This is a genomic window from Thalassospiraceae bacterium LMO-SO8 (assembly GCA_031655335.1).
GTDB lineage: Bacteria > Pseudomonadota > Alphaproteobacteria > Rhodospirillales > Casp-alpha2 > UBA1479.
This window is the reverse complement of sequence record CP134226.1, coordinates 1554384-1573245: the sequence shown is the minus strand read 5'-3', so window position 1 is coordinate 1573245 and position 18862 is coordinate 1554384. Positions and strand designations below refer to the sequence as shown.

Genomic DNA, 18862 nt, shown 5'->3' with positions numbered 1-18862 from the left:
TTCATTTCAACGCGATCGGGGGTGGTGATGGCAAGGAAATTCCCCGCGCGCGGCGCGGGGAATGGGCCGTTGGGCGTCGGCTGGATGCTCAGCCGCAGGTCAGGGCGGCGTCGACCGTTCGGCCGCGGAAATACCAGGACGGGTCGACGAACACGCCATAGCGTTCCGTCACGCCGGGCTGCCCCTTGACCTTGAAGGACGAGACCTGCCTGGCGCTAAGCTGCACGCGCCGGGTCTTCACGACCTGATTGTCCGCATCCAGGCGAAACACGGTGATGTTCCCGGGCGCCGGGAACGCCGCGCCCAGGTTGGCGACCTTGATCAGCGCCCCGGTCCCGTCGCAGGACGCCGTGATGATCAGATCGTGCGGCGGCGCCGGCGGATTGGCGACCAGGCTGCGAAGTTGCAGGCGGGCCTGCTGCGGCGCCGGCGGTGTTTCCGGGGCCTTGGGTGTGGGCGCGGCGGCGGGCGCGGTTTTCGGCACCACCGCGACCTGGGTCCCGCCGGCCGCCGTCGCGAAGTCGTTGAGATGCGCCGCCGAGGCTTCGATCACCGCATCGGACCGATGGCTGAGACAACGCAGCACCCGCAGGCGTTTGCGCGCCAGGGCGACGTAACGGTCCAGATCGCTTCCCGTGAGATCGACCCGGCCGCCACCGTGCCGCACCGGCAGCGCCTTGCCCGCCTGGGCCAGGGCGTCGATCCGGCGGATGCGTTCGGCCTGCAACTGGATGTAGAGCGACCAGTCCCCGGCGAATTGCCGGTCGACATAATTGATGACCCGTTCATGGCTGACGGCGCCGACGTAGGGGTCGCTGGGGAAGGGGTCGCACGCGGCCGCGGCGGCCGGTCCGGCCGCGGCGGCAAGCAGCGCCGCGCCAAGCCCCGCCGGGGCCAGCCGGGAACGCCACCGGCAACGGCGGGTCCGTGAAAATACAATGATATTCTTTCGGGCAGACAACAGACGAACACCCTTAATCCGAGTTCGCCTGTCTTATGGAGAATGAACCTGACGTCTGCCTGACGACGGCGAATTTAATCGGGGGAGGGGCGCCCGCCGGTCCCTAGACCGGCTGGCCCGGAAAGGCCAGTTCGTGGGTGTTGTTCCAGTCGTCGCCGACGAAATTGACGATCAGGGTCTGGCGCACGCCGGTGATCGGCTTGCGGCGGAAACCGTGCCAGGTATCCGATCCCGGCACGAACACCAGGGCGCGGTTCTGGCGATGCGGGGTCGGGCCGAAATAATCCTCTTCCTTGGGTCCGGAAAAGATGTCGGTGCCCCAGTCCTCGCCCTCGGGCGCTTGGGACAGATAGACCAGGAGGCTCAGCTTCTTGACCGAGATGTCCTTGTGCGGATGCAGCCAGAAGCCGTCGCGGTCCTGGGCGTATTCCAGGCGCAGGAAACTGCCGGCGAGGTCGATGCCGCACATCTTTTCGATGCGCTTGACCGTGGCCGGGTCCTGAAAACCCTGAGCGATGTCCTCGCAAACGGCGAATTCGGCGCGCCGGCCCGGATCGAAATAGCTGCGGCTGTCGTTGTTGGCGGCGCGCGCCCCCTTAGTGTACTCGACCCGGGGCGCGTCGAACGGCAGGGCGCGCAGGGCGTCGACCGCCTCATCCGTGAACACGTCGTCGAGCAGCCAATGGGCGAACGGCGTGGTCCGCGTCTCGCAATTGTCCAGGCTGGCCTGAAGCCGCGCCGTATTGGCGGAGGGAGTGGTCATGGTGCCGTCCATCATCGTCGTTGCCGGTCCCGCGTCGGGCCGGGCTCTCCTGTTAAATGCTTCCGCGGGGCCCGTCAAACGTTGCGTCCGGGCCCAAATCCACAGCCTTCATAGGCCATGCGCCGCCGGGGCGCGGTGATCTGGATCAAGAGGGCGGCGACAGGGTTCCGCCGCGCATCAGGCGGGGCAGCTCACCGACCTCGCCCATGGCGTGACGCATGAACAGCTTTTTCAGTTCGGGCAGGGCGTTGACCGCGCCCAGGCCCAGGTCCCGGGCCAGGCGCAGCGGCGGCACGGCGTTGGAGAACAGACGGTTGAGGGCGTCGGTCATGCCCAGCATCAGGGAATTGTCGAAGCGGCGGCCGCGTTCGTAATCTTCGAGCACGGCGGACGATCCCAGGTCGAGACCGAGCGCCTTGGCGTCGGCCAGGACCTCGGCCAGGACCGCGACGTCGCGCAGGCCCATGTTCAGGCCCTGGCCGGCAATCGGATGCATGCCGTGCAGCGCGTCGCCCGCCAGCACGAAGCGCGGCGCCGTCGCCCGTTCGGCGACCAGCAGGGAGAGCGGATAGCTCCAGCGCGGGCCGACCAGGGCGAGCGAGCCCAGAAAGTCGCCGAAACGCAGCGCCAGTTCGGCCAGGAAATCGTCGTCATCGAGCGCCATGAGGGCCGGGGCCAGGGCGTCCCGTTCCGTCCACACCAGGGACGACTGGTGCTGTTCGCGGTCCGGCCCCCCCTTGATCGGCAGGATCGCGAAAGGCCCGGCGGCAAGGAAATGCTCATGCGCGACGAAGCCGTGGGGCCGTTCGTGGTCGACCGTGCAGACGATGCCCGTCTGGCCGTAATTCCAGCCCGTGGCGCGGATGCCGGCCCAGGCGCGGGTGCGCGACGCGCGGCCGTCGGCGCCGACGATCAGGCCGGCCCCCAGGGTCCGCCCGTCGGCGAGGGTCAGCCGGGCGCCGGCGGAATCCAGGTCCATGCCGGTAATCCCGGCGGGGGCCAGGACGGTCAGGTTACGGGCCGCCCGCTGCGCGTCATGCAGCGCGCGGCGCAGATGGCGGTTTTCGATCATGTGGCCGAAGGGGGCGTCGCCGACCAGGCTGTGGTCGTAATGCAGGAACAGCAACGAGCCCGCGTCGGCGACCCGGATGTCCCGGATCGGCGACGACCGGGGCCCCAGATACTCCCACAGACCCGCCGCCGCCAGCACCCGGTGAGTCGCCAGCGCGATGGCCGAGGCGCGGCCGTCGAACCCGGCGTCGAGTCCGGCCGCCGGATCGGCGCGGTCGACCAGGATGACGGAAAACCCGGCGTTCGCCAGCAGCACGGCGAGGGTGCCGCCGACCAGGCCCCCGCCGACAACCGCCACATCGGCCGACAGGTCGGCCGTTCCGCCGTCCGTCGCCCCGCCGCCCGTTGCCTGCTCTTTTCGGATCATGAAATGCGCCTTTGCCGCTGCCGCTGAAAGCCGGAAAGCGTCCGCCTGCCTTGCGGCCAAGAATCACTCCGCCGGCGCGGAATGTCCAGACGCCATAATTGTTTAATAAATGAGCAAATTAGGTTTTTTGAACAAAAAATGCGCACCTAAATTTGTCCCGCCGGCCGGGCGCGATCCCTTAAGTCACTGATATAAAACACAAAAATAACTTGTATGGATTCCGGCACGGTTCTTGAAATTGTGCGCTGCGAAATCGGGCCATGGGGTCCGGCACATTACCATCGACGGGCGCTGGGGTTTTCGGTCGCCCGTCCGGGACGTGGCCAAAAAGCGGAAAGGATTACCGAAATGAAGCTGATCATGGCCGTTATCAAGCCGTTTAAGTTGGAGGAGGTTCGAGAGGCCCTGACGCCCTTAGGCGTCGAAGGTATGACCGTCAGCGAGGTCAAGGGCTTCGGACGCCAGAAGGGGCAGGCGGAAATCTACCGCGGCGCCGAGTACATGGTGAACTTCCTGCCGAAAGTGAAGCTCGAGATCGCCGTGAAGGACGACCTCGTCGCTTCCATCGTCGAAACCATTCAGAAAACCGCCCAAACCGGCAAGATCGGCGACGGCAAGGTTTTCGTCTACTCGCTTGAACAGGCCGTGCGCATCCGCACGGGCGAATCCGGCGCGGACGCCCTTTAGGAGGTTTTCCAAATGCTTATTGAAAATCTGAAACACACGCTTTCGAAAGGCGTCGCGCGGTTGGCCGGCGTGGTCGGAGCGGCGATGCTGCTGCTGGTTATGTCCGGCGCGGCCCATGCCGAAGTTCCCGGCGAATCCCAGTTTGTCTTCAACACCTTTTCGTTCCTGGTGCACGGTTTCCTGGTCATGTGGATGGCCGCGGGCTTCGCCATGCTCGAAGCAGGCCTGGTGCGGACCAAGAACACCGCCATGCAGTGCCTGAAGAACGTCGCCTTGTTCTCCATCGCCTCGGTCATGTACTACCTGATCGGCTACAACCTGATGTATTCGGGTGTGGACGGCGGCTTCATGGGCTCTTTCTCCCTGTGGGGCCAGGACGACAGCGCGGCGGCGGCCGGCAAGTTCGTCGGTGACGGCGCCGTCGGTTATTCCGCGGCCTCCGACTTCTTCTTCCAGTTGGTGTTCGTCGCGACCGCGGCCTCGATCGTTTCCGGGACCGTGGCCGAGCGCGTCAAGCTGTGGGCCTTCCTCATCTTCACGGTCATCCTGACGGGCATCATCTACCCGATCCAGGGGTCCTGGCAGTGGGGCGGCGGCTGGCTGTCCGAAATGGGCTTCGCCGATTTCGCCGGCTCCACCCTGGTCCACTCCGTGGGCGGCTGGGCGGCCTTGACCGGCGCCATCATCATCGGGGCCCGCAAGGGCAAGTACGGCGCCGACGGCACCGTGCGGCCGATGCCGGGCGCCAACCTGCCGCTCGCCACGCTGGGCACCTTCATCCTGTGGCTCGGCTGGTTCGGGTTCAACGGCGGCTCGCAGCTCGCCATGGGCTCGGCGGCTGACGCCATCGCGATCTCCAACATCTACATCAACACCAACATCGCCGCCGCCGGCGGGGTCCTGGCCGCCATCGTCCTGACCCAGCTGATCTACAAGAAGGTCGACCTGACCATGGCGCTGAACGGCGCCCTGGCCGGCCTGGTGTCGATCACCGCCGGTCCGGACACGCCCTCCCTGGGTCTGGCCGCGATCATCGGCGCCGTTGGTGGCGTGATCGTGGTGGTGGTCGTGCCGCTGCTCGACAAGCTGAAGATCGACGACGTGGTCGGCGCCATTCCGGTCCACCTCGTGGCCGGCATCTGGGGCACCATGGCGGTGCCGCTGTCCAACGCCGACGCGTCCTTCTACAAGCAGGCCGTGGGCGTCGGTTCCATCGGCATCTTCGTGATCGTCACCTCCGCCATCATCTGGTTCGTCCTGAAGATGGTCATGGGTGGGGTCCGGGTGTCGCCGGAAGAAGAGGAACAGGGTCTCGACATGGCCGAATGCGGCCTGGAGGCCTATCCCGAGTTCCGCGGATCGCAAACCATCTAACTCCTCCTCCACAACTCCCTATGGGGCCGGAAGACTCACGTCTTCCGGCCCTCTTTTTTTATCCGCTCCCGCATCACCGGCCTTTGTTCGCAGGGGGGCGGGATATAGACTCCGGCCATGCTGAACCCGCGATACGACACCCTGCCGGTCTATCCCTTCGACCGTCTGCGCAATCTCCTGGACCCCCACGCCCCGGCGGCGGGGCTGGATCCGATCTCTCTCGCCGTGGGCGATCCGACCTTCGAGCCGCCGGCCGCCATCGCCGAGACCATGGCCGACAGGGCCGGCCTTTGGGGCCGCTATCCGCAGACCGACGGCAACCCGGATTTCCGCAAGGCCGTCGCCGGGTTCCTGGAACGCCGCTACGGTCTGGGCCCCGACGTGCTCGACCCCGAACGCCATGTCCTGCCCGTGGTCGGCACCCGCGAGGGCCTGGCCCTGGTCGCCAATCTGGTGGTGCCGCCGCAAAAGGCCGGCCAGACGCCGCTGGTGGTCATGCCCAACCCCTGTTTCCATACCTACATGGCGGCCGCCGTGTTTTCCGGCGCCGAGCCCCGCCACCTGCCCGCGACGGCGGAAACCGGCTTCATGCCCGACCTGACCCGGATGACCGAGGCCGATTGGGCGCGCACGGCGCTGTTCTATCTGTGCTCGCCGGGCAATCCCCAGGGCGGCGTCGCCTCCATGAGCCTGCTGATGGACGCCATCATCCTGGCCCGGCGTCATAACTTCGTGCTGGTCGTCGACGAATGCTACGCGGAAATCTATGACGCCTTCCCGCCGGCGGGGGCGCTGGAGGCCTCGGCCGGGCTCGACGGCAAATTCACCAACGTGCTGGTGTTCCATTCCCTGTCCAAACGCTCAAGCGCCCCCGGCATGCGGTCGGGCTTCGTCGCCGGCGACCCGGAGCTGATCAAGCGTTACCGCATGCTGCGCAATTATCTGGGCGCGCAGATGCCGCATCCCGCGCTCTATGCCTCGGCCCGGTTGTGGGCCGACGATTCGGACGCTTTTCGTTACCGCAGCGCCTATCAGGGCCTGATCAACACGGCCGAAGAGATCCTCGGCGGACGCTTCGGATTCCGCCGTCCGGCCGGGGGATTTTTCCTCTGGCTGGATGTGGGAAACGGTGAAGAAGCGGCGCTAACTCTTTGGAAAGACGCGGCAATAAGGGTCCTGCCCGGAGCCTATATGAGCACGCCGCTGCCCGGCGGCGGGACCCCCGGCGACGCCCATATCCGGGTCGCCCTGGTGCATGACGCGAAAACCATAGAGACTGCCTTAAGACGTCTTGTTAAGGTCTTGTAAACCTTAATAACCTAGAAGGCGCGTATGGCAGCGTCACAGCAAACCTCCGGCCTGGTCAACCTGTTCCCGCAAGGGACCGGGGCGTTCGTGCGCCGCCGCTTGGCCGAGGCCGCCGGCATGGCCCTGATCGCCGCCGGCGCGGCCGCGGGGGTTGCGCTGTTCACCTTTCACGCGGGCGATCCGTCGCTGAACACGGCCACGGCGGCCCCGGTCCAGAACATGTTGGGCCGCCCCGGCGCCGTCACCGCCGACCTGGGCTTGCAGATCTTCGGCGTGGTCGCCGTGCTGTTGCCGCTGGTCGCCCTGGCCTGGGGCTGGACCCTGCTGCGTCAGCGCGCGCTTTCGGGCCTGGCGCTGCGCCTGCTGTTTCTTCTCATCGCCCTGGTCACCCTGACCCTGGCCATGGCGCCGCTCGACCGGCCGGATACCTGGCCGCTCGCCACGGGGCTCGGCGGGATCGTCGGCGGCCTCGCCTTCGACGGCCTGGCCCGGCTGCTCGCCCAGGTGCCCGTGACCCTCCACAGCGAATGGCTGGGCAGCGCCGCCGCCGTCATCGGCACCCTCGCCTTCATCTGCGCCCTCGGGTTTTCCCGGCGCGACTGGCTGACCGGCCTCGGCGCTCTGGCCGGCGCCGTTACCGGCACCTTCACCGGACTGCGCGCCGGCGCGGCCTGGACCCTCGACACCGCCCGCCGCGTGCGCAGCGCCGACCCCCTCGACCTCGACGGTCCGATCGCCGCCGACGTCCTGGACGACGCCGAGACCGTCGCGCCGGCCGAAATGCCCGTCCGGCGCGAACGCGCCGCGGTCGATAGCACGGCCAAGGACGGCAAGAAGGGCCTGATCGCCCGCGCCCGCGACCGCAAGGCCGCGAAATCGAAAAAGGCGCTGATCGAACCGCCTGCCGCCAAACCCAAGGAATCCAAGACCGCCAACCGCCAGCGCTCGCTCGACCTGGGCGGCGACGGCACCTACCGGGCGCCGACCCTCGACCTGCTGGGCGGCCCCGACGTCATCCAGGGCCCGGCCCACGACCCCGACAAGCTGGCCCAGAACGCGCAGTATCTGGCCTCGGTGCTTGAGGATTTCGGCGTCAAGGGCGAGATCGTCAAGGTCCGCCCGGGCCCCGTGGTCACCCTGTACGAACTGGAACCGGCGCCGGGCACCAAGACGTCGCGCGTGGTCGGCCTGTCCGACGACATCGCGCGCTCCATGTCGGCGATCAGCGTGCGCATCGCCGTGGTCCCGGGGCGCAGCGTGATCGGGATCGAGCTGCCCAACGCCGACCGGGAATCGGTCTACCTGCGCGAACTGCTGGCCTCCCAGACCTTCGAGCGCACCAAGGCCAAACTGCCGCTGACGCTCGGCAAGGACATCGGCGGCGGGCCGATCATCGCCGACCTGGCGACCATGCCGCACCTTCTGATCGCGGGCACCACCGGATCGGGCAAGTCCGTCGGCATGAACGCCATGGTGCTGTCGCTGCTCTATCGCCTGTCGCCCGAACAATGCCGCTTCATCATGATCGACCCCAAGATGCTGGAACTGTCGGTCTACGAAGGCATTCCGCACCTGTTGACGCCGGTCGTTACGGACCCGAAAAAAGCGGTCGTGGCCCTGAAGTGGACCGTGCGCGAGATGGAAGAACGCTACCGCGCCATGTCGCAGTTGGGCGTGCGCAACATCGAGGGCTACAACGCCCGCATCGCCGAGGCCAAGAAAAAGGGCGAGGTGCTGTCGCGCCGGGTGCAGACCGGGTTCGACGCCGAGGGCCGGCCCGTGTTCGAGGATCAGGCGCTGGGCACCGATCCCCTGCCCTTCATCGTCGTCGTGGTCGACGAAATGGCCGACCTCATGCTGGTCGCCGGCAAGGACGTCGAGGCCTCGATCCAGCGTCTGGCGCAGATGGCGCGGGCCGCCGGCATCCATATCATGATGGCGACCCAGCGGCCGTCCGTCGACGTCATCACCGGCACCATCAAGGCCAACTTCCCGACCCGCATTTCCTTCCAGGTCACGTCGAAGATCGACAGCCGCACCATCCTGGGCGAACAGGGGGCGGAACAGCTTCTGGGCCGCGGCGACATGCTGTACATGGCCGGCGGCGGGCGCATCACCCGCGTGCACGGACCCTTCGTGTCCGACGAGGAAGTCGAGCAGGTCGTCAGCCACCTGAAATCCCAGGGCACCCCCGAATACATCGAGGACGTGACCCGCGACGACGAGACCGGCACCTTCGGCGACAGCGGCGGCAACGATTCCGGCGACGCGCTGTACGATCAGGCGGTCGCGCTGGTCGCCCGCGAAGGCAAGGCGTCGACCAGCTTCGTGCAGCGCCACCTACAGATCGGCTACAACCGCGCCGCGCGCCTGATCGAACGCATGGAAGAACAGGGCGTCGTCAGCCCCGCCGACCGCGTCGGCCGCCGCGAGGTTCTGGTCGGCAATCATTAAATCGTCGTCATGGCGCTTTACCCGGCCCGCCGGCACGCCTACATAACCCCCATGGTCATCCATTTCACCCGCGCCGCGCTGGCCGCCGCGTTTGCCCTGGTTCTGTGTTTTTCCGCCGGTCCCGCCACGGCCAAGGCCGAGGGCGACGCGCGCGAGATCACCCTGTCGGCCAAGCAGGACGCCCTGGTGCGCCGGGTCGAGACCTACCTCAACGGCATCACCACCCTGCAATCCACGTTCTTTCAGCAGGCCTCGACCAATGAATTCGCCGAGGGTCAGATCTTTCTCTCGCGGCCTGGCAAGATGCGCATCGAGTACAAGGCGCCCAACCCGATCCTCATCGTCGCCACCGGCGATTTCCTCAGCTACATCGACAAGGAGCTGAAGAACGTCACCCATATCCCGGTCGAGGACACGCCGGCGGCTTTCCTGTTGAACAAACACATCCGCTTCGATCCCAAGCGCGTCGCCTTTTACGAGGCGGTCGAGGAAGACGGCGCCGTGTTCCTGACCGTGGGCGAACGCGCCGACCCCTTCGCCGGGCGCCTGACCCTGATCTTCCGCACCAATCCGCTTTCCTTACGCAAATGGTCCGTGGTCGATGCCCAGGGCACGATCACCGACATCGTGTTGACCGACCCCTTCTACGGCGGCCAGATCGACCCCAAGCTGTTCACGGTGCCCACGTTCGAGCAGACCCGCAGCGGCGATTAGCAAGGGGTCCGCGCCAGATATGCGTAAAATGCATGTCTGATGGCAAAAATTGATCCTGGTACGGCCCGCGAATCGATCCCATATGGAATTACATAGCGCGGCCAATGATGCCGCGCCGCCGGGCGGCGCGCCCCCCTCGCCAGCCCGGCTGCTCCCTAAGATGGAGTTGAAGCGCCCGGCCCCTCCCCCGCCGGGCGCTTCTTTTTTTATCCGGTTTTTTTATCCGGGCCAATGAAAGGGAGGGGCCTTGTCGACGCAAATCGTCGTCGGTCCCCTTCGGGTCCCTCGGGATTTGCGATCCCCCGCCGGGCGCCTCTTTTTTGCGCAGGACGTTAACGCCGCTTGAGCCCCAGCGCCTTCCCCGTTAACAGGGTCCATGCCCCTCACCGTCGCCACCTGGAACGTGAATTCCGTGCGCAAGCGCCTGGACCAGATCGCGCGCCTGGCCGCCGACACGGCGATCGACGTGCTGTGCCTGCAGGAAACCAAGGTGGTCAACGACCTGTTTCCGGTCGAAGCGATCGCCGACATGGGCTTTCCCCATCAGGCCATCGCCGGCATGAAGGGCTATAACGGCGTCGCCATCCTGTCGCGCCGGCCCTTGAGCGACGTCGGCATCGAATCCTGGCTGGGCCGCGACGACTGCCGCCATATCCACGCCAAGGTCGAGACCGGCATCGGGCCGGTCGAGGTCCATAGCCTCTACGTGCCCGCCGGCGGCGACGACCCGGACCCGGAAGCCAACCCCAAATTCGCCCACAAGCTGGCGTTCCTCGACGCCCTCGCCCCCTTTCTCGCGGACCGGGCGGCGGACGGCCTGCCCGTGGTGCTGACCGGCGACCTCAACGTCGCCCCCCTGGAAACGGACGTGTGGTCCCACGAACGGCTGAAGCGGGTCATCACCCACACCCCGGTGGAGCGCGATAAACTGAAGGACATGTTGGCCGACGGCGGCTGGACCGACGCATTGCGCCGGTTCGTGCCGCCGGACGAAAAGGTCTTCACCTGGTGGAGCTACCGCGCCGCCGACTGGCGCGCCGCCGACCGGGGCCGCCGCCTCGACCATATCTGGGTCAACGCGGCCCTGGCGCCGGCGCTCAGCTTCGCCGCCGTCCACGACGCGGCCCGCGACTGGGATGAGCCGTCGGACCACGCCCCCCTGCGCGCGGTATTCGAAATTCCCTGACCGGCGCCGCCGCGGCACGACCATCACGAGATCATGGCACGAGACTATGGACAGGCGGTCCCGTCGTGCCTTTAATCATTCACGGATGGAAAACCGACCCGCCCCCAAAGGGGGGGGCGGCGGGGAATGGCCGTCGGGCCGGGCAGCGTCGCCAAGGGTCCGGTGGCCCTGTCTCTGGAGGCGACGCTGCTGACCCCTGCCCGCATAACCATCATCTACATCCTGTTCGGATCCTTGTGGATCCTGTTTTCCGACGCCACCCTGCACGCCCTGGTCAACGACCCGGAAGTGGAAAACCGCCTGCAGACGGTGAAGGGCTGGTTCTATGTCCTGGTGACCGGGGCGCTGGTGTTCTGGCTGACCCGCGTCCTGTCCGCGTCGCTGGACGCGGAAAACCGGGAACGCCGGCGGGCCGAGGCGGAATTACGGAAAGCCCTGGAGGGGGCCGAGCAGGCAAGCCAGGCGAAAACCGAGTTCCTGGCGACCATGAGCCACGAGTTCCGCACGCCCCTGAACGCCATCCTCGGGTTTTCCGATATTCTGCGGGCCCAGTATCTGGGCCCGCTGGGCGTGCCCAAGTACGCGGAATACATCGACGACATCCATCAAAGCGGCGCCATCATGCTCGCCCTGGTCAACGATATCCTCGACATCGCCGAGATCGAGGCCGGCAAGCGGCCGATCCACCGCGCCGAAATCGCCCTGAAACCATTGGTCGACGTCTGCCTGAAATCGTTCCGGCCGCAGGCGGAAGAAAAAAGCATCACGCTCGCCCTCGACATCGCCGACGACGCCTTGCCGCTTTACGCCGATCAGGTCTGCGCCATCCAGATCATGTCCAACCTGGTGGCCAACGCCATCAAGTACACGGGGCGGGGCGGAACGGTCGCGCTTGCCGCGGCACCGGCGCCCGGCGGCGGCACGGCCGTGACCGTGCGCGACAACGGCATCGGCATCCCCCCGGAAAAGCTGCCGACGATCGCCGAGCCGTTTTCCCAGGTCATCGCCAACCCCCATCTCGCGCGTGACGGCAAGGGCCTGGGCCTGGCCATCGTCAAGTCCCTGATCGACGCCCACGACGGCGATCTCGACATCGACAGCGTCCTGGGTGAAGGAACGGCCGTGACCGTGCGGTTCCCACCGCCCCCGGAGCCGCCGGAAAACTAGCCCTTGGTCGCCTTCCCGATCTCTGGGATGATCGCCGATGGTGGGGCCTGTTAACTGGCAAAGGCAGGGACATGGCTCAGGATTTTACAAGCCGCGAAGTGCCGATCAACGACGTGCAGGAGACAGGCTGCGGTCTGGTTCACCGTTACTGGGATGGCCGGCGCGGGGCCCGCTTCGCACCGGCCTGGGGCGACTTCCGCCTGATCGACCTGGCGGCCCATATCATTCCCTACATGCGCGTCGCCGACGTCATCGACGGCGGCCGCGACTTCAAATATCGGTTCTGGGGCACGGGTCTGGGCGCGGTGCATGCCCTCGACCGCACGGGCGTGCGTCTGTCCGAGATCGACAGCCCGCGCACCCTGACGGCGCTTGAAGAATTCCAGCGCGTCGTGTCGCAAAAGACCTGCCTTGCCCTCGTCTATCGGGCCCAGGGCGGCCTGGATCGGCGCAGCCTGCACGCGCCCAGCATCCGCCTGCCCCTGTCGTCGGACGGTGAAACCGTGGACAAGATCGTGTGTTACACGGATTTCGACATCGATGCCCACGAATGGCGCCGGTTCTTCGAGGAACGCACCGAGGCCGCCCAGGGCTGATAGGCTTCGGTTTTATTGCGGTTATGGAACGAGCCGGTAACCCCCCGGCTCGGTGACCAGAAGGCGGGCGTTCGACGGATCGCTTTCGATCTTCTGACGCAGGCGGTAGACGTGGGTTTCCAGGGTGTGGGTGGTGACCCCGGCGTTATAGCCCCAGACCTCGCCAAGCAGAATATCCCGGCCCACGACCTTGTCGCCGGCGCGATAGAGGTATTTGAGAATCGCCGTTTCCTTGTCGGTCAGACGCACCTTCTTGTCCGTGGCCGTCTCCACCAGCATTTTGTTCGCGGGCTGGAACGAATACTGTCCGATCACGAACACGGCGTCGTCCGACCGTTCGTGCTGGCGGATATGGGCGCGCAGCCGGGCCAGCAAAACCCCCAGCCGGAACGGCTTGGTAACATAATCGTTGGCGCCGGCGTCAAGGCCCAGGATGGTGTCGGCGTCCGTGTCGGCGCCGGTCAGCATGATGATCGGCGACGTCACGCCGTTGCGCCGCATCAGGCGGCAGACCTCGCGGCCGTCCATGTCGGGCAGCCCGACGTCCAGAATGATGACGTCGAAACGGTCTTCCTTGGCCGTTTTCAACGCCTCGGCTCCGCTGGTGCAGGTCACGCTTTTGAATTCCTCGTGAAGCTGCAATTGTTCGCACAGCGTTTCCAGGAACTCGCTGTCGTCATCGACGATCAGGATTTGTTTGCCGTTGGTCATGACGGTGATCGATCCCCCCTTGAAATTCGGGAATTTCCGGCGATTTTCCGTGCCTGCGTCATCCGGTCAATGACAAGGAACGGAAAATTCACCATATTGGGTCCACAATATTGTGCGCCTGAGTGCCCGGCAACCGCGGCGTAATTATGGCACGATCTCATGTAACGACGGCCGCTTATGACATGACCGAGCGAAATTCACCCTCCGCGCCTTCGCGCACCCTGGACCTGGACCGCCGCGCCGCCCCAGCGACGCGGGAGCCGCGCGCCCAGAAGGCCGTCGACCGGGCGGCCGGCGAACTGCGCCGGGGCCGCCCGGTGGTCACCGGCGACGGTGACGGCCGCCGGCTGGTCCTGCTGGGCGCGGAACATGCGGACGCCCGCCGTCTCGCCGAACTGAAAAGCCTGACCGGCGGCGATGCGGAACTGGCGGTCACCGCCCGGCGCGCCGCCGTGCTCGGCCTGCCGGCACCGCCAAGTAACGTCGTCGTGCTGTCCCGCCCCGGCGGCCTGGACCCGGACCTGGTGACGCGCCTGGCCGATCCCTTGTTCGACGGCGGCGCGGGCGGCCCCCTGCCCGATCTCGCCCCCCGCGCGGCGCAGCGCTTCGACGCCTGGTCGGCGGCGGTCACCCTGACCAAGATCGCCCGCCTGCTGCCGGCCGCCCTGACCGGGGTCATCCAGTTCGACGGCGACCTGGAAAACTGGGCCAAGCGCCATGATCTGATGTTCGTCGACGCCGGCGACGTGTTCCGTCAACGCCTGGACGAGGCCCGCACGCTGACCGAGGTCGGCGCCGCGCGCATCCCGCTTGCCGTCGCCCAGGAACCGGGCGTCGAGGCCAAGGTTCACGCCTTCCGCCCCGCCGACGGGGCGCTGGAACATCTCGCCATCGTCATCGGCGCGCCGAAACCCGGGGCCCCCGTGCTGACCCGGGTGCATTCCGAATGCTTCACCGGGGACCTGCTGGGCAGCCTGCGCTGCGATTGCGGCGACCAGCTGAAGGGCGCCATTGCCGAGATCGCCGCCGCCGGCGGCGGCATTCTGCTGTATCTGGCGCAGGAAGGCCGCGGCATCGGCCTGGTCAACAAGCTGCGCGCCTACGAGTTGCAGGACCGCGGATTCGACACCATCGACGCCAACGAACAGCTCGGCTTCGATGCGGACGAGCGGGTGTATCTGCCGGCGGCGCAGATGCTGCGCCTGCTGGGCTTCGACGCGGTGCGGCTGCTGACCAACAATCCGGAAAAGGTCGCGGCCCTGGAACGCGGCGGCATCACCGTGGCCGAGCGCGTCCCCCATGCGTTCCCGTCCAACGAACACAACGAAAGCTATCTGCGCACCAAGGCGAGCCGCGCCGGGCATCTTTTTTAAACTCCCCGCTGCGCCAAGCACCGTCCCTGTTAACCATTGAAACGCCCGCCCGCCGGAGTCCCGCGCCGCCCGGCAGCATTTGCCGCCCCGGGCATTTTGTACCCAGAGCAGACGAGTCAAAATCGTTTAAAAACAACGGCTTGATTCTGGCCCGAGTCTTGCGACACCCGTTCCATAAAATTAACGCCCGAAAACAGGGCGCGAAGAGAACGGGAAAAAATCGATGACACTGCCCTCCGAAGGGATCAATCCCTGGCGCGTGGCCCCCGCCCCTGGCGGGACCGGCGCCCTTCCAGCCAAACACACCCCCGCCAACTTGCCGGACCTCAAGCTCGGCAAGGGCGATGCCCTCGACGCGAGCGGGAAGACCGCCGACGGCGGCAAGGAATTCAAGGCTTTCGGCGACGACGGTCTCACCTTCTGGGACCTGGTCGACGTGGTCAATCCGTTGCAGCACATCCCCGTCGTCTCGACCCTCTACCGCGACCTGACCGACGACACCCTGGACCCGGCCCCGCGCGTCATGGGCGGCACCCTGTTCATGGGTCCGATCGGCCTGGTCGCCTCGGTCGCCAACGTGATGGTCGAGCACAACACGGGCAGGGACGTGGGCGGCCACGTGCTGGCCTATTTCCGCGATGACGCGCAGCCGCTGTCGACCACGACCGCCGCGGCGCCCCCCGCCGCCGCGGGCACGGACGGCACCGATCCGGTCACCCAATGGGCCGCCGAGCAGACGGCGTTCTACCAAAGCGGCGCGGACGCCGCCGATCCGGTCGGCCAATGGGCATCCGAACAGCATGCCTTCTACCGGAACGCCGCGCCGAGCGGCGACGCCCAGATGGCCGCGATGACCCCGGAGGCCGCCCCCGTGGCCGCCGGCACGGACGGCGTCGACGTCACCGCCTGGGCCGCCCAACAGACCGCTTATTATAAAGGCACGGCAGCCCCGGCCCCGGCCGCCGCCGCCGACGGCGCGGACGTGACCGCCTGGGCAGCCCGGCAGGTCGCCTATTATCAGGACGGCGGCGCCCAACCCACGGCCGCGACCGATCCCGTCGCCGCCTGGGCCCAGCGGCAAACCGCCTATTACCGCGCCGGCGCCGAAACGGGCCCCGCCCGCCCGGCCGCACCACGGGCACAGGCCGTCCAGACCGCGCAGGCGGCCCCCGCCGGGACCAATCGCGCCGGGACCAGTCGCGCCGGGATCGACCCCGCGGGCATCGACGGCGACGTTTCGACCTGGGCCCGCGACCAGCTGGCTTGGGTCATGGGCGACCGCGCCAAGGAGGTCGCCGCCCTGCCCGAGGCCGCGCCACGTGACCGCGCGGCCCCGCGCCGCGAGGACAACGGCCGCGACGATCAGGATCCGTCCGGCGCCATCGCCGAGGGCGGCGGCTGGTTCCGCGACAACATGGTCGACGGTTGGACCCGCTATCAGGCCGCCCAGCGCCTGGCCGAACCCGGCTTCCGCCCGGACCTGAACGTGGCGGCGGGCGGGCGCTGACCCCCATCGCCCGGCATGATCTAGCGCCACGAAAGGGTTAGACTGGCGGTCATGGAGATTCTGGTTGAGCCGACGGACGACCTTGCCCGCGGGCGTCTGAGCTGGAAGCGAACGCGCGTCCCCTGCGCGCTCGGCCGCGCGGGCATCGCCCCCGTCAAAAAGGAAGGCGACGGCGCCACGCCGATGGGCCGGTTCGCCCTGCGCCGCCTGTTCTACCGCGCCGACCGGCGGACCCGGCCGGAAACGGCCCTGCCGGCAACCCCCATCACGCCCAACCTGGGCTGGTGCGACGACCCCCTGAGCCCCGCCTACAACCGGCTGGTCCGCCTGCCCTGTCCCTGGCGCCACGAGGAACTGGCCCGCGCGGACGGCGTCTATGATCTGATCGTGGTTCTGGGCCATAACGACGCGCCGCCGCACCCGGGCGCCGGCAGCGCCATCTTCCTGCATCTGGCGACATCGGACTTCGCCCCGACCGAGGGCTGCGTCGCCCTGGCCGATGCGGATCTGGTCGACCTGCTGCGGGCCGCCTCGCCCGGCGACGTGATGACCGTCAGGGGTTGAGCCCCCAGCTTCAGGCGGGTTTCGGGCGCGTCCCGAAAATGGCCGACCCGACCCGCACGTGGGTCGCGCCGAACGCGACGGCGATCTCGTAATCGGCGCTCATCCCCATGCTCAGCTGGGCCAGGCCGTTCCGCCGGGCGATGTCCGCCAGCAGCTGGAAATGCAGGGACGGCTCCTCGTCCACGGGCGGGATGCACATCAGGCCCGTGACCGGCAGGGCGAAATCGTCGCGGCATTGGGCGATGAAGGCGTCGGCGTCTTGCGGCAAGACACCGGCCTTCTGATCCTCGGCCCCCGTGTTGACCTGGATGAAGCAGTCCGGGCGTTTCCCCGTTTCGGCCATGACGCCCGACAGCGCGCGGGCCAGCTTGGGCCGGTCGACGGTTTCGATGACGTCGAAGACCTCGACGGCCTTGCGCACCTTGTTCGATTGCAGCGGGCCGATCAGGTGCAGGCGGATGTCGGGGAAGCGGGCGCGCAAGGCGGGCCATTTTTCTTCCGCCTCCTGCACCCGGTTTTCCCCGAAGGCGCGTTGCCCGGCGGCGAGCGCCGGCAGCATGCGGCCGGCGGGAAAGGTCTTGCCGACGGCGACCAGGGTGACGGCGGCAGGGTCGCGGCCGGCGGCCCGGGCGGCCTCGGCAACCCTGGCCTGGACCTCGGCAAGGTTTGCGGCAATATCAGGGTCCGCGCTATGAGGGGCGGTGTCGGATGGCATCATGGGTGGATCGGGGCCAGGAATGAGGAAACGAGGGGGGGCAACCCTAGCATGGGGCGGGCGCGGGAAAAAGCCGCGCCGGCACGGCCCGCCGCTGTTTGCCTTCATGACCGATGCCGGCCGCACGCCCGATCCGGCCAGGGCCCTGGGCCTGCTGTCCCCCGGCACGATGGTGATTTTTCGCCATTACGACGCCCCCGACCGCGCGGTCCTGGGCCGCCGCCTGGCCGCCCTGGCCCGCCGGCTTGGGTTGATCTTCGTCGTGGCCGGAGACCGGCGGCTGGCCCATCGCCTGCGCGCCGACGGCCTGCACCTGCCGGACGGCATGGTGCGGCGGCGCGGCCGGTTCGCGCCGCAGGGCGACCCCTGGCCCGTCTCCGCCGCCGCCCATGACGGACCGGGCCTCAGGCGGGCCGTGCGGGCCGGCGTCGACCTGATCCTGCTGTCGCCCGTGTTTCCCACGGCCAGCCACCCCGGACGCCCGGCCCTGGGCGTGCGCCGGCTGGCGGCGCTGTGTCATGGGACCGGCGTCCCCGTCCTGGCGCTCGGCGGGGTTGCGCCGGCGACGCTCGGCCGGGTGCTGGCCGCGGGGGCCGCGGGGGTTGCGGGAATCGGCGCCCTGCCCCATCTTTCCCGGGACCCCTTCGGTCTGCGGGCGGCACGCCCGCGCACGGTGCGGTCACGGCGCTTGGCGCATGGCCGCGATATGGTTTAAGAAGGGGCGTCATTCACCGGCGACGGCGGAAAGAAGGAAGCGGCAGCAATGAGTCTTGGCAGCGGAAAACGGATACTGACGCTGATGGGCGCGGCGGTCCTGATCGCCGGCATGGCGGCCTGCGCCGATTTTTCGCCGGCCGATATCCAAGCGACAACGGCCGACCAGACGGATGACGGGGCCAACCGCGACACCATCTGGGGGGCCGGCGGCGTCAGCCTGTGGGGCGACAGCGACAACAGCGACAGCGGCGGCGGCGCGCTGGGCGTCAACAGCTTTCTGTGGCGCGCGACCCTGGACACCATCGCCTTCATGCCCGTGTCCACGGCGGACCCGTTCGGCGGCGTGATCCTGACCGACTGGCATTCGACCGAGGAAGCGCCCAACGAGCGCTTCAAGTTGAACGTCTACATCCTGGGCCGCACGCTGCGCGCCGACGGAATCCGGGTCGCCGTATTCAGCCAGACCAAGGACCAGGGCGGCCAGTGGCGCGACACGGCGGTGCCGGAACAGACCGGCACCAAGATCGAGGACGCGATCCTGACCCGCGCCCGCCAGCTCCGCCGGCAGACCATCAGCACCAAGTAGACGGCGCGGCGCAACAGACCGGAGCCTCATAGACCGCTTCG

The 18862-nt window shown here is 67.7% G+C and carries 18 protein-coding genes; 13 read left to right on the top strand and 5 right to left on the bottom strand.

Going from position 1 to position 18862, the window contains the following annotated elements; translation table 11 throughout:
- Window positions 1-88: 88 nt before the first annotated feature.
- The 3 genes from RJ527_07615 to RJ527_07605 form a co-directional block, all read right to left on the bottom strand.
- Window positions 89-961 (bottom strand): hypothetical protein, encoded by an 873-nt coding sequence (locus RJ527_07615; protein WND77599.1) that lies wholly within the window; start codon window positions 959-961, stop codon window positions 89-91.
- A 103-nt stretch (window positions 962-1064) separates the two neighbouring features.
- Window positions 1065-1724 carry a 2OG-Fe(II) oxygenase gene (locus RJ527_07610; protein WND77598.1) on the bottom strand — a complete coding sequence of 220 codons (660 nt, stop codon included), beginning with the start codon at window positions 1722-1724 and terminating at the stop codon, window positions 1065-1067.
- Between the two features lie 145 nt (window positions 1725-1869).
- The gene (locus tag RJ527_07605) at window positions 1870-3162 is read right to left on the bottom strand and encodes a UbiH/UbiF/VisC/COQ6 family ubiquinone biosynthesis hydroxylase (protein ID WND77597.1); all 1293 of its coding nucleotides are present in this window, start codon (window positions 3160-3162) and stop codon (window positions 1870-1872) included.
- 348 nt (window positions 3163-3510) lie between these two features.
- Here RJ527_07605 and RJ527_07600 point away from each other — a divergent pair, with 348 nt between their 5' ends.
- From RJ527_07600 to RJ527_07565, 8 genes are all read left to right on the top strand, one after another.
- Window positions 3511-3849 (top strand): P-II family nitrogen regulator, encoded by a 339-nt coding sequence (locus tag RJ527_07600; GenBank protein WND77596.1) that lies wholly within the window; start codon window positions 3511-3513, stop codon window positions 3847-3849.
- A 12-nt stretch (window positions 3850-3861) separates the two neighbouring features.
- Window positions 3862-5223 (top strand): ammonium transporter, encoded by a 1362-nt coding sequence (locus RJ527_07595; protein ID WND77595.1) that lies wholly within the window; start codon window positions 3862-3864, stop codon window positions 5221-5223.
- Between the two features lie 117 nt (window positions 5224-5340).
- The gene (locus RJ527_07590; protein ID WND77594.1) at window positions 5341-6531 is read left to right on the top strand and encodes an aminotransferase class I/II-fold pyridoxal phosphate-dependent enzyme; all 1191 of its coding nucleotides are present in this window, start codon (window positions 5341-5343) and stop codon (window positions 6529-6531) included.
- Window positions 6532-6555: 24 nt separating this feature from the next.
- Entirely contained in the window at window positions 6556-8985 is a 2430-nt protein-coding gene (locus tag RJ527_07585; protein ID WND77593.1) for a DNA translocase FtsK 4TM domain-containing protein, read from the top strand.
- A 9-nt stretch (window positions 8986-8994) separates the two neighbouring features.
- A complete protein-coding gene (locus RJ527_07580; protein ID WND77592.1) occupies window positions 8995-9699 on the top strand; it encodes an outer membrane lipoprotein carrier protein LolA in 705 nt (234 codons plus the stop codon).
- Between the two features lie 376 nt (window positions 9700-10075).
- The gene (locus tag RJ527_07575; protein ID WND77591.1) at window positions 10076-10885 is read left to right on the top strand and encodes an exodeoxyribonuclease III; all 810 of its coding nucleotides are present in this window, start codon (window positions 10076-10078) and stop codon (window positions 10883-10885) included.
- Between the two features lie 126 nt (window positions 10886-11011).
- Complete coding sequence (locus RJ527_07570; protein WND77590.1) at window positions 11012-12052, top strand: HAMP domain-containing sensor histidine kinase; 1041 nt, start codon at window positions 11012-11014, stop codon at window positions 12050-12052.
- 71 nt (window positions 12053-12123) lie between these two features.
- The gene (locus RJ527_07565; GenBank protein ID WND77589.1) at window positions 12124-12648 is read left to right on the top strand and encodes a PAS domain-containing protein; all 525 of its coding nucleotides are present in this window, start codon (window positions 12124-12126) and stop codon (window positions 12646-12648) included.
- Window positions 12649-12669: 21 nt separating this feature from the next.
- Here the strand turns inward: RJ527_07565 and RJ527_07560 are convergent, their stop codons facing one another.
- Complete coding sequence (locus tag RJ527_07560; protein ID WND77588.1) at window positions 12670-13359, bottom strand: response regulator transcription factor; 690 nt, start codon at window positions 13357-13359, stop codon at window positions 12670-12672.
- A 182-nt stretch (window positions 13360-13541) separates the two neighbouring features.
- Between RJ527_07560 and ribA the strand changes: the two genes are divergently transcribed.
- The 3 genes from ribA (at window position 13542) to RJ527_07545 (ending at window position 16803) form a co-directional block, all read left to right on the top strand.
- Window positions 13542-14732 carry a GTP cyclohydrolase II gene (ribA, locus tag RJ527_07555; protein ID WND77587.1) on the top strand — a complete coding sequence of 397 codons (1191 nt, stop codon included), beginning with the start codon at window positions 13542-13544 and terminating at the stop codon, window positions 14730-14732.
- A gap of 223 nt (window positions 14733-14955) precedes the next feature.
- Window positions 14956-16239, top strand: a complete 1284-nt coding sequence (locus RJ527_07550) for a hypothetical protein (protein ID WND77586.1) — start codon at window positions 14956-14958, stop codon at window positions 16237-16239.
- Between the two features lie 51 nt (window positions 16240-16290).
- Window positions 16291-16803 (top strand): L,D-transpeptidase family protein, encoded by a 513-nt coding sequence (locus RJ527_07545; GenBank protein WND77585.1) that lies wholly within the window; start codon window positions 16291-16293, stop codon window positions 16801-16803.
- Window positions 16804-16813: 10 nt separating this feature from the next.
- Here RJ527_07545 and RJ527_07540 read toward each other — a convergent pair whose 3' ends face one another.
- On the bottom strand, window positions 16814-17518 hold the full coding sequence (locus RJ527_07540; GenBank protein WND78037.1) for a YggS family pyridoxal phosphate-dependent enzyme: 705 nt from the start codon (window positions 17516-17518) through the stop codon (window positions 16814-16816).
- Window positions 17519-17624: 106 nt separating this feature from the next.
- On the opposite strand from RJ527_07540, the gene RJ527_07535 reads away from it, so the two are divergent.
- Window positions 17625-18233: a thiamine phosphate synthase gene (locus RJ527_07535; protein WND77584.1), complete on the top strand. Its 609-nt coding sequence runs from the start codon at window positions 17625-17627 to the stop codon at window positions 18231-18233.
- 48 nt (window positions 18234-18281) lie between these two features.
- Complete coding sequence (locus RJ527_07530) at window positions 18282-18821, top strand: DUF3576 domain-containing protein (protein ID WND77583.1); 540 nt, start codon at window positions 18282-18284, stop codon at window positions 18819-18821.
- Window positions 18822-18862: the final 41 nt, after the last annotated feature.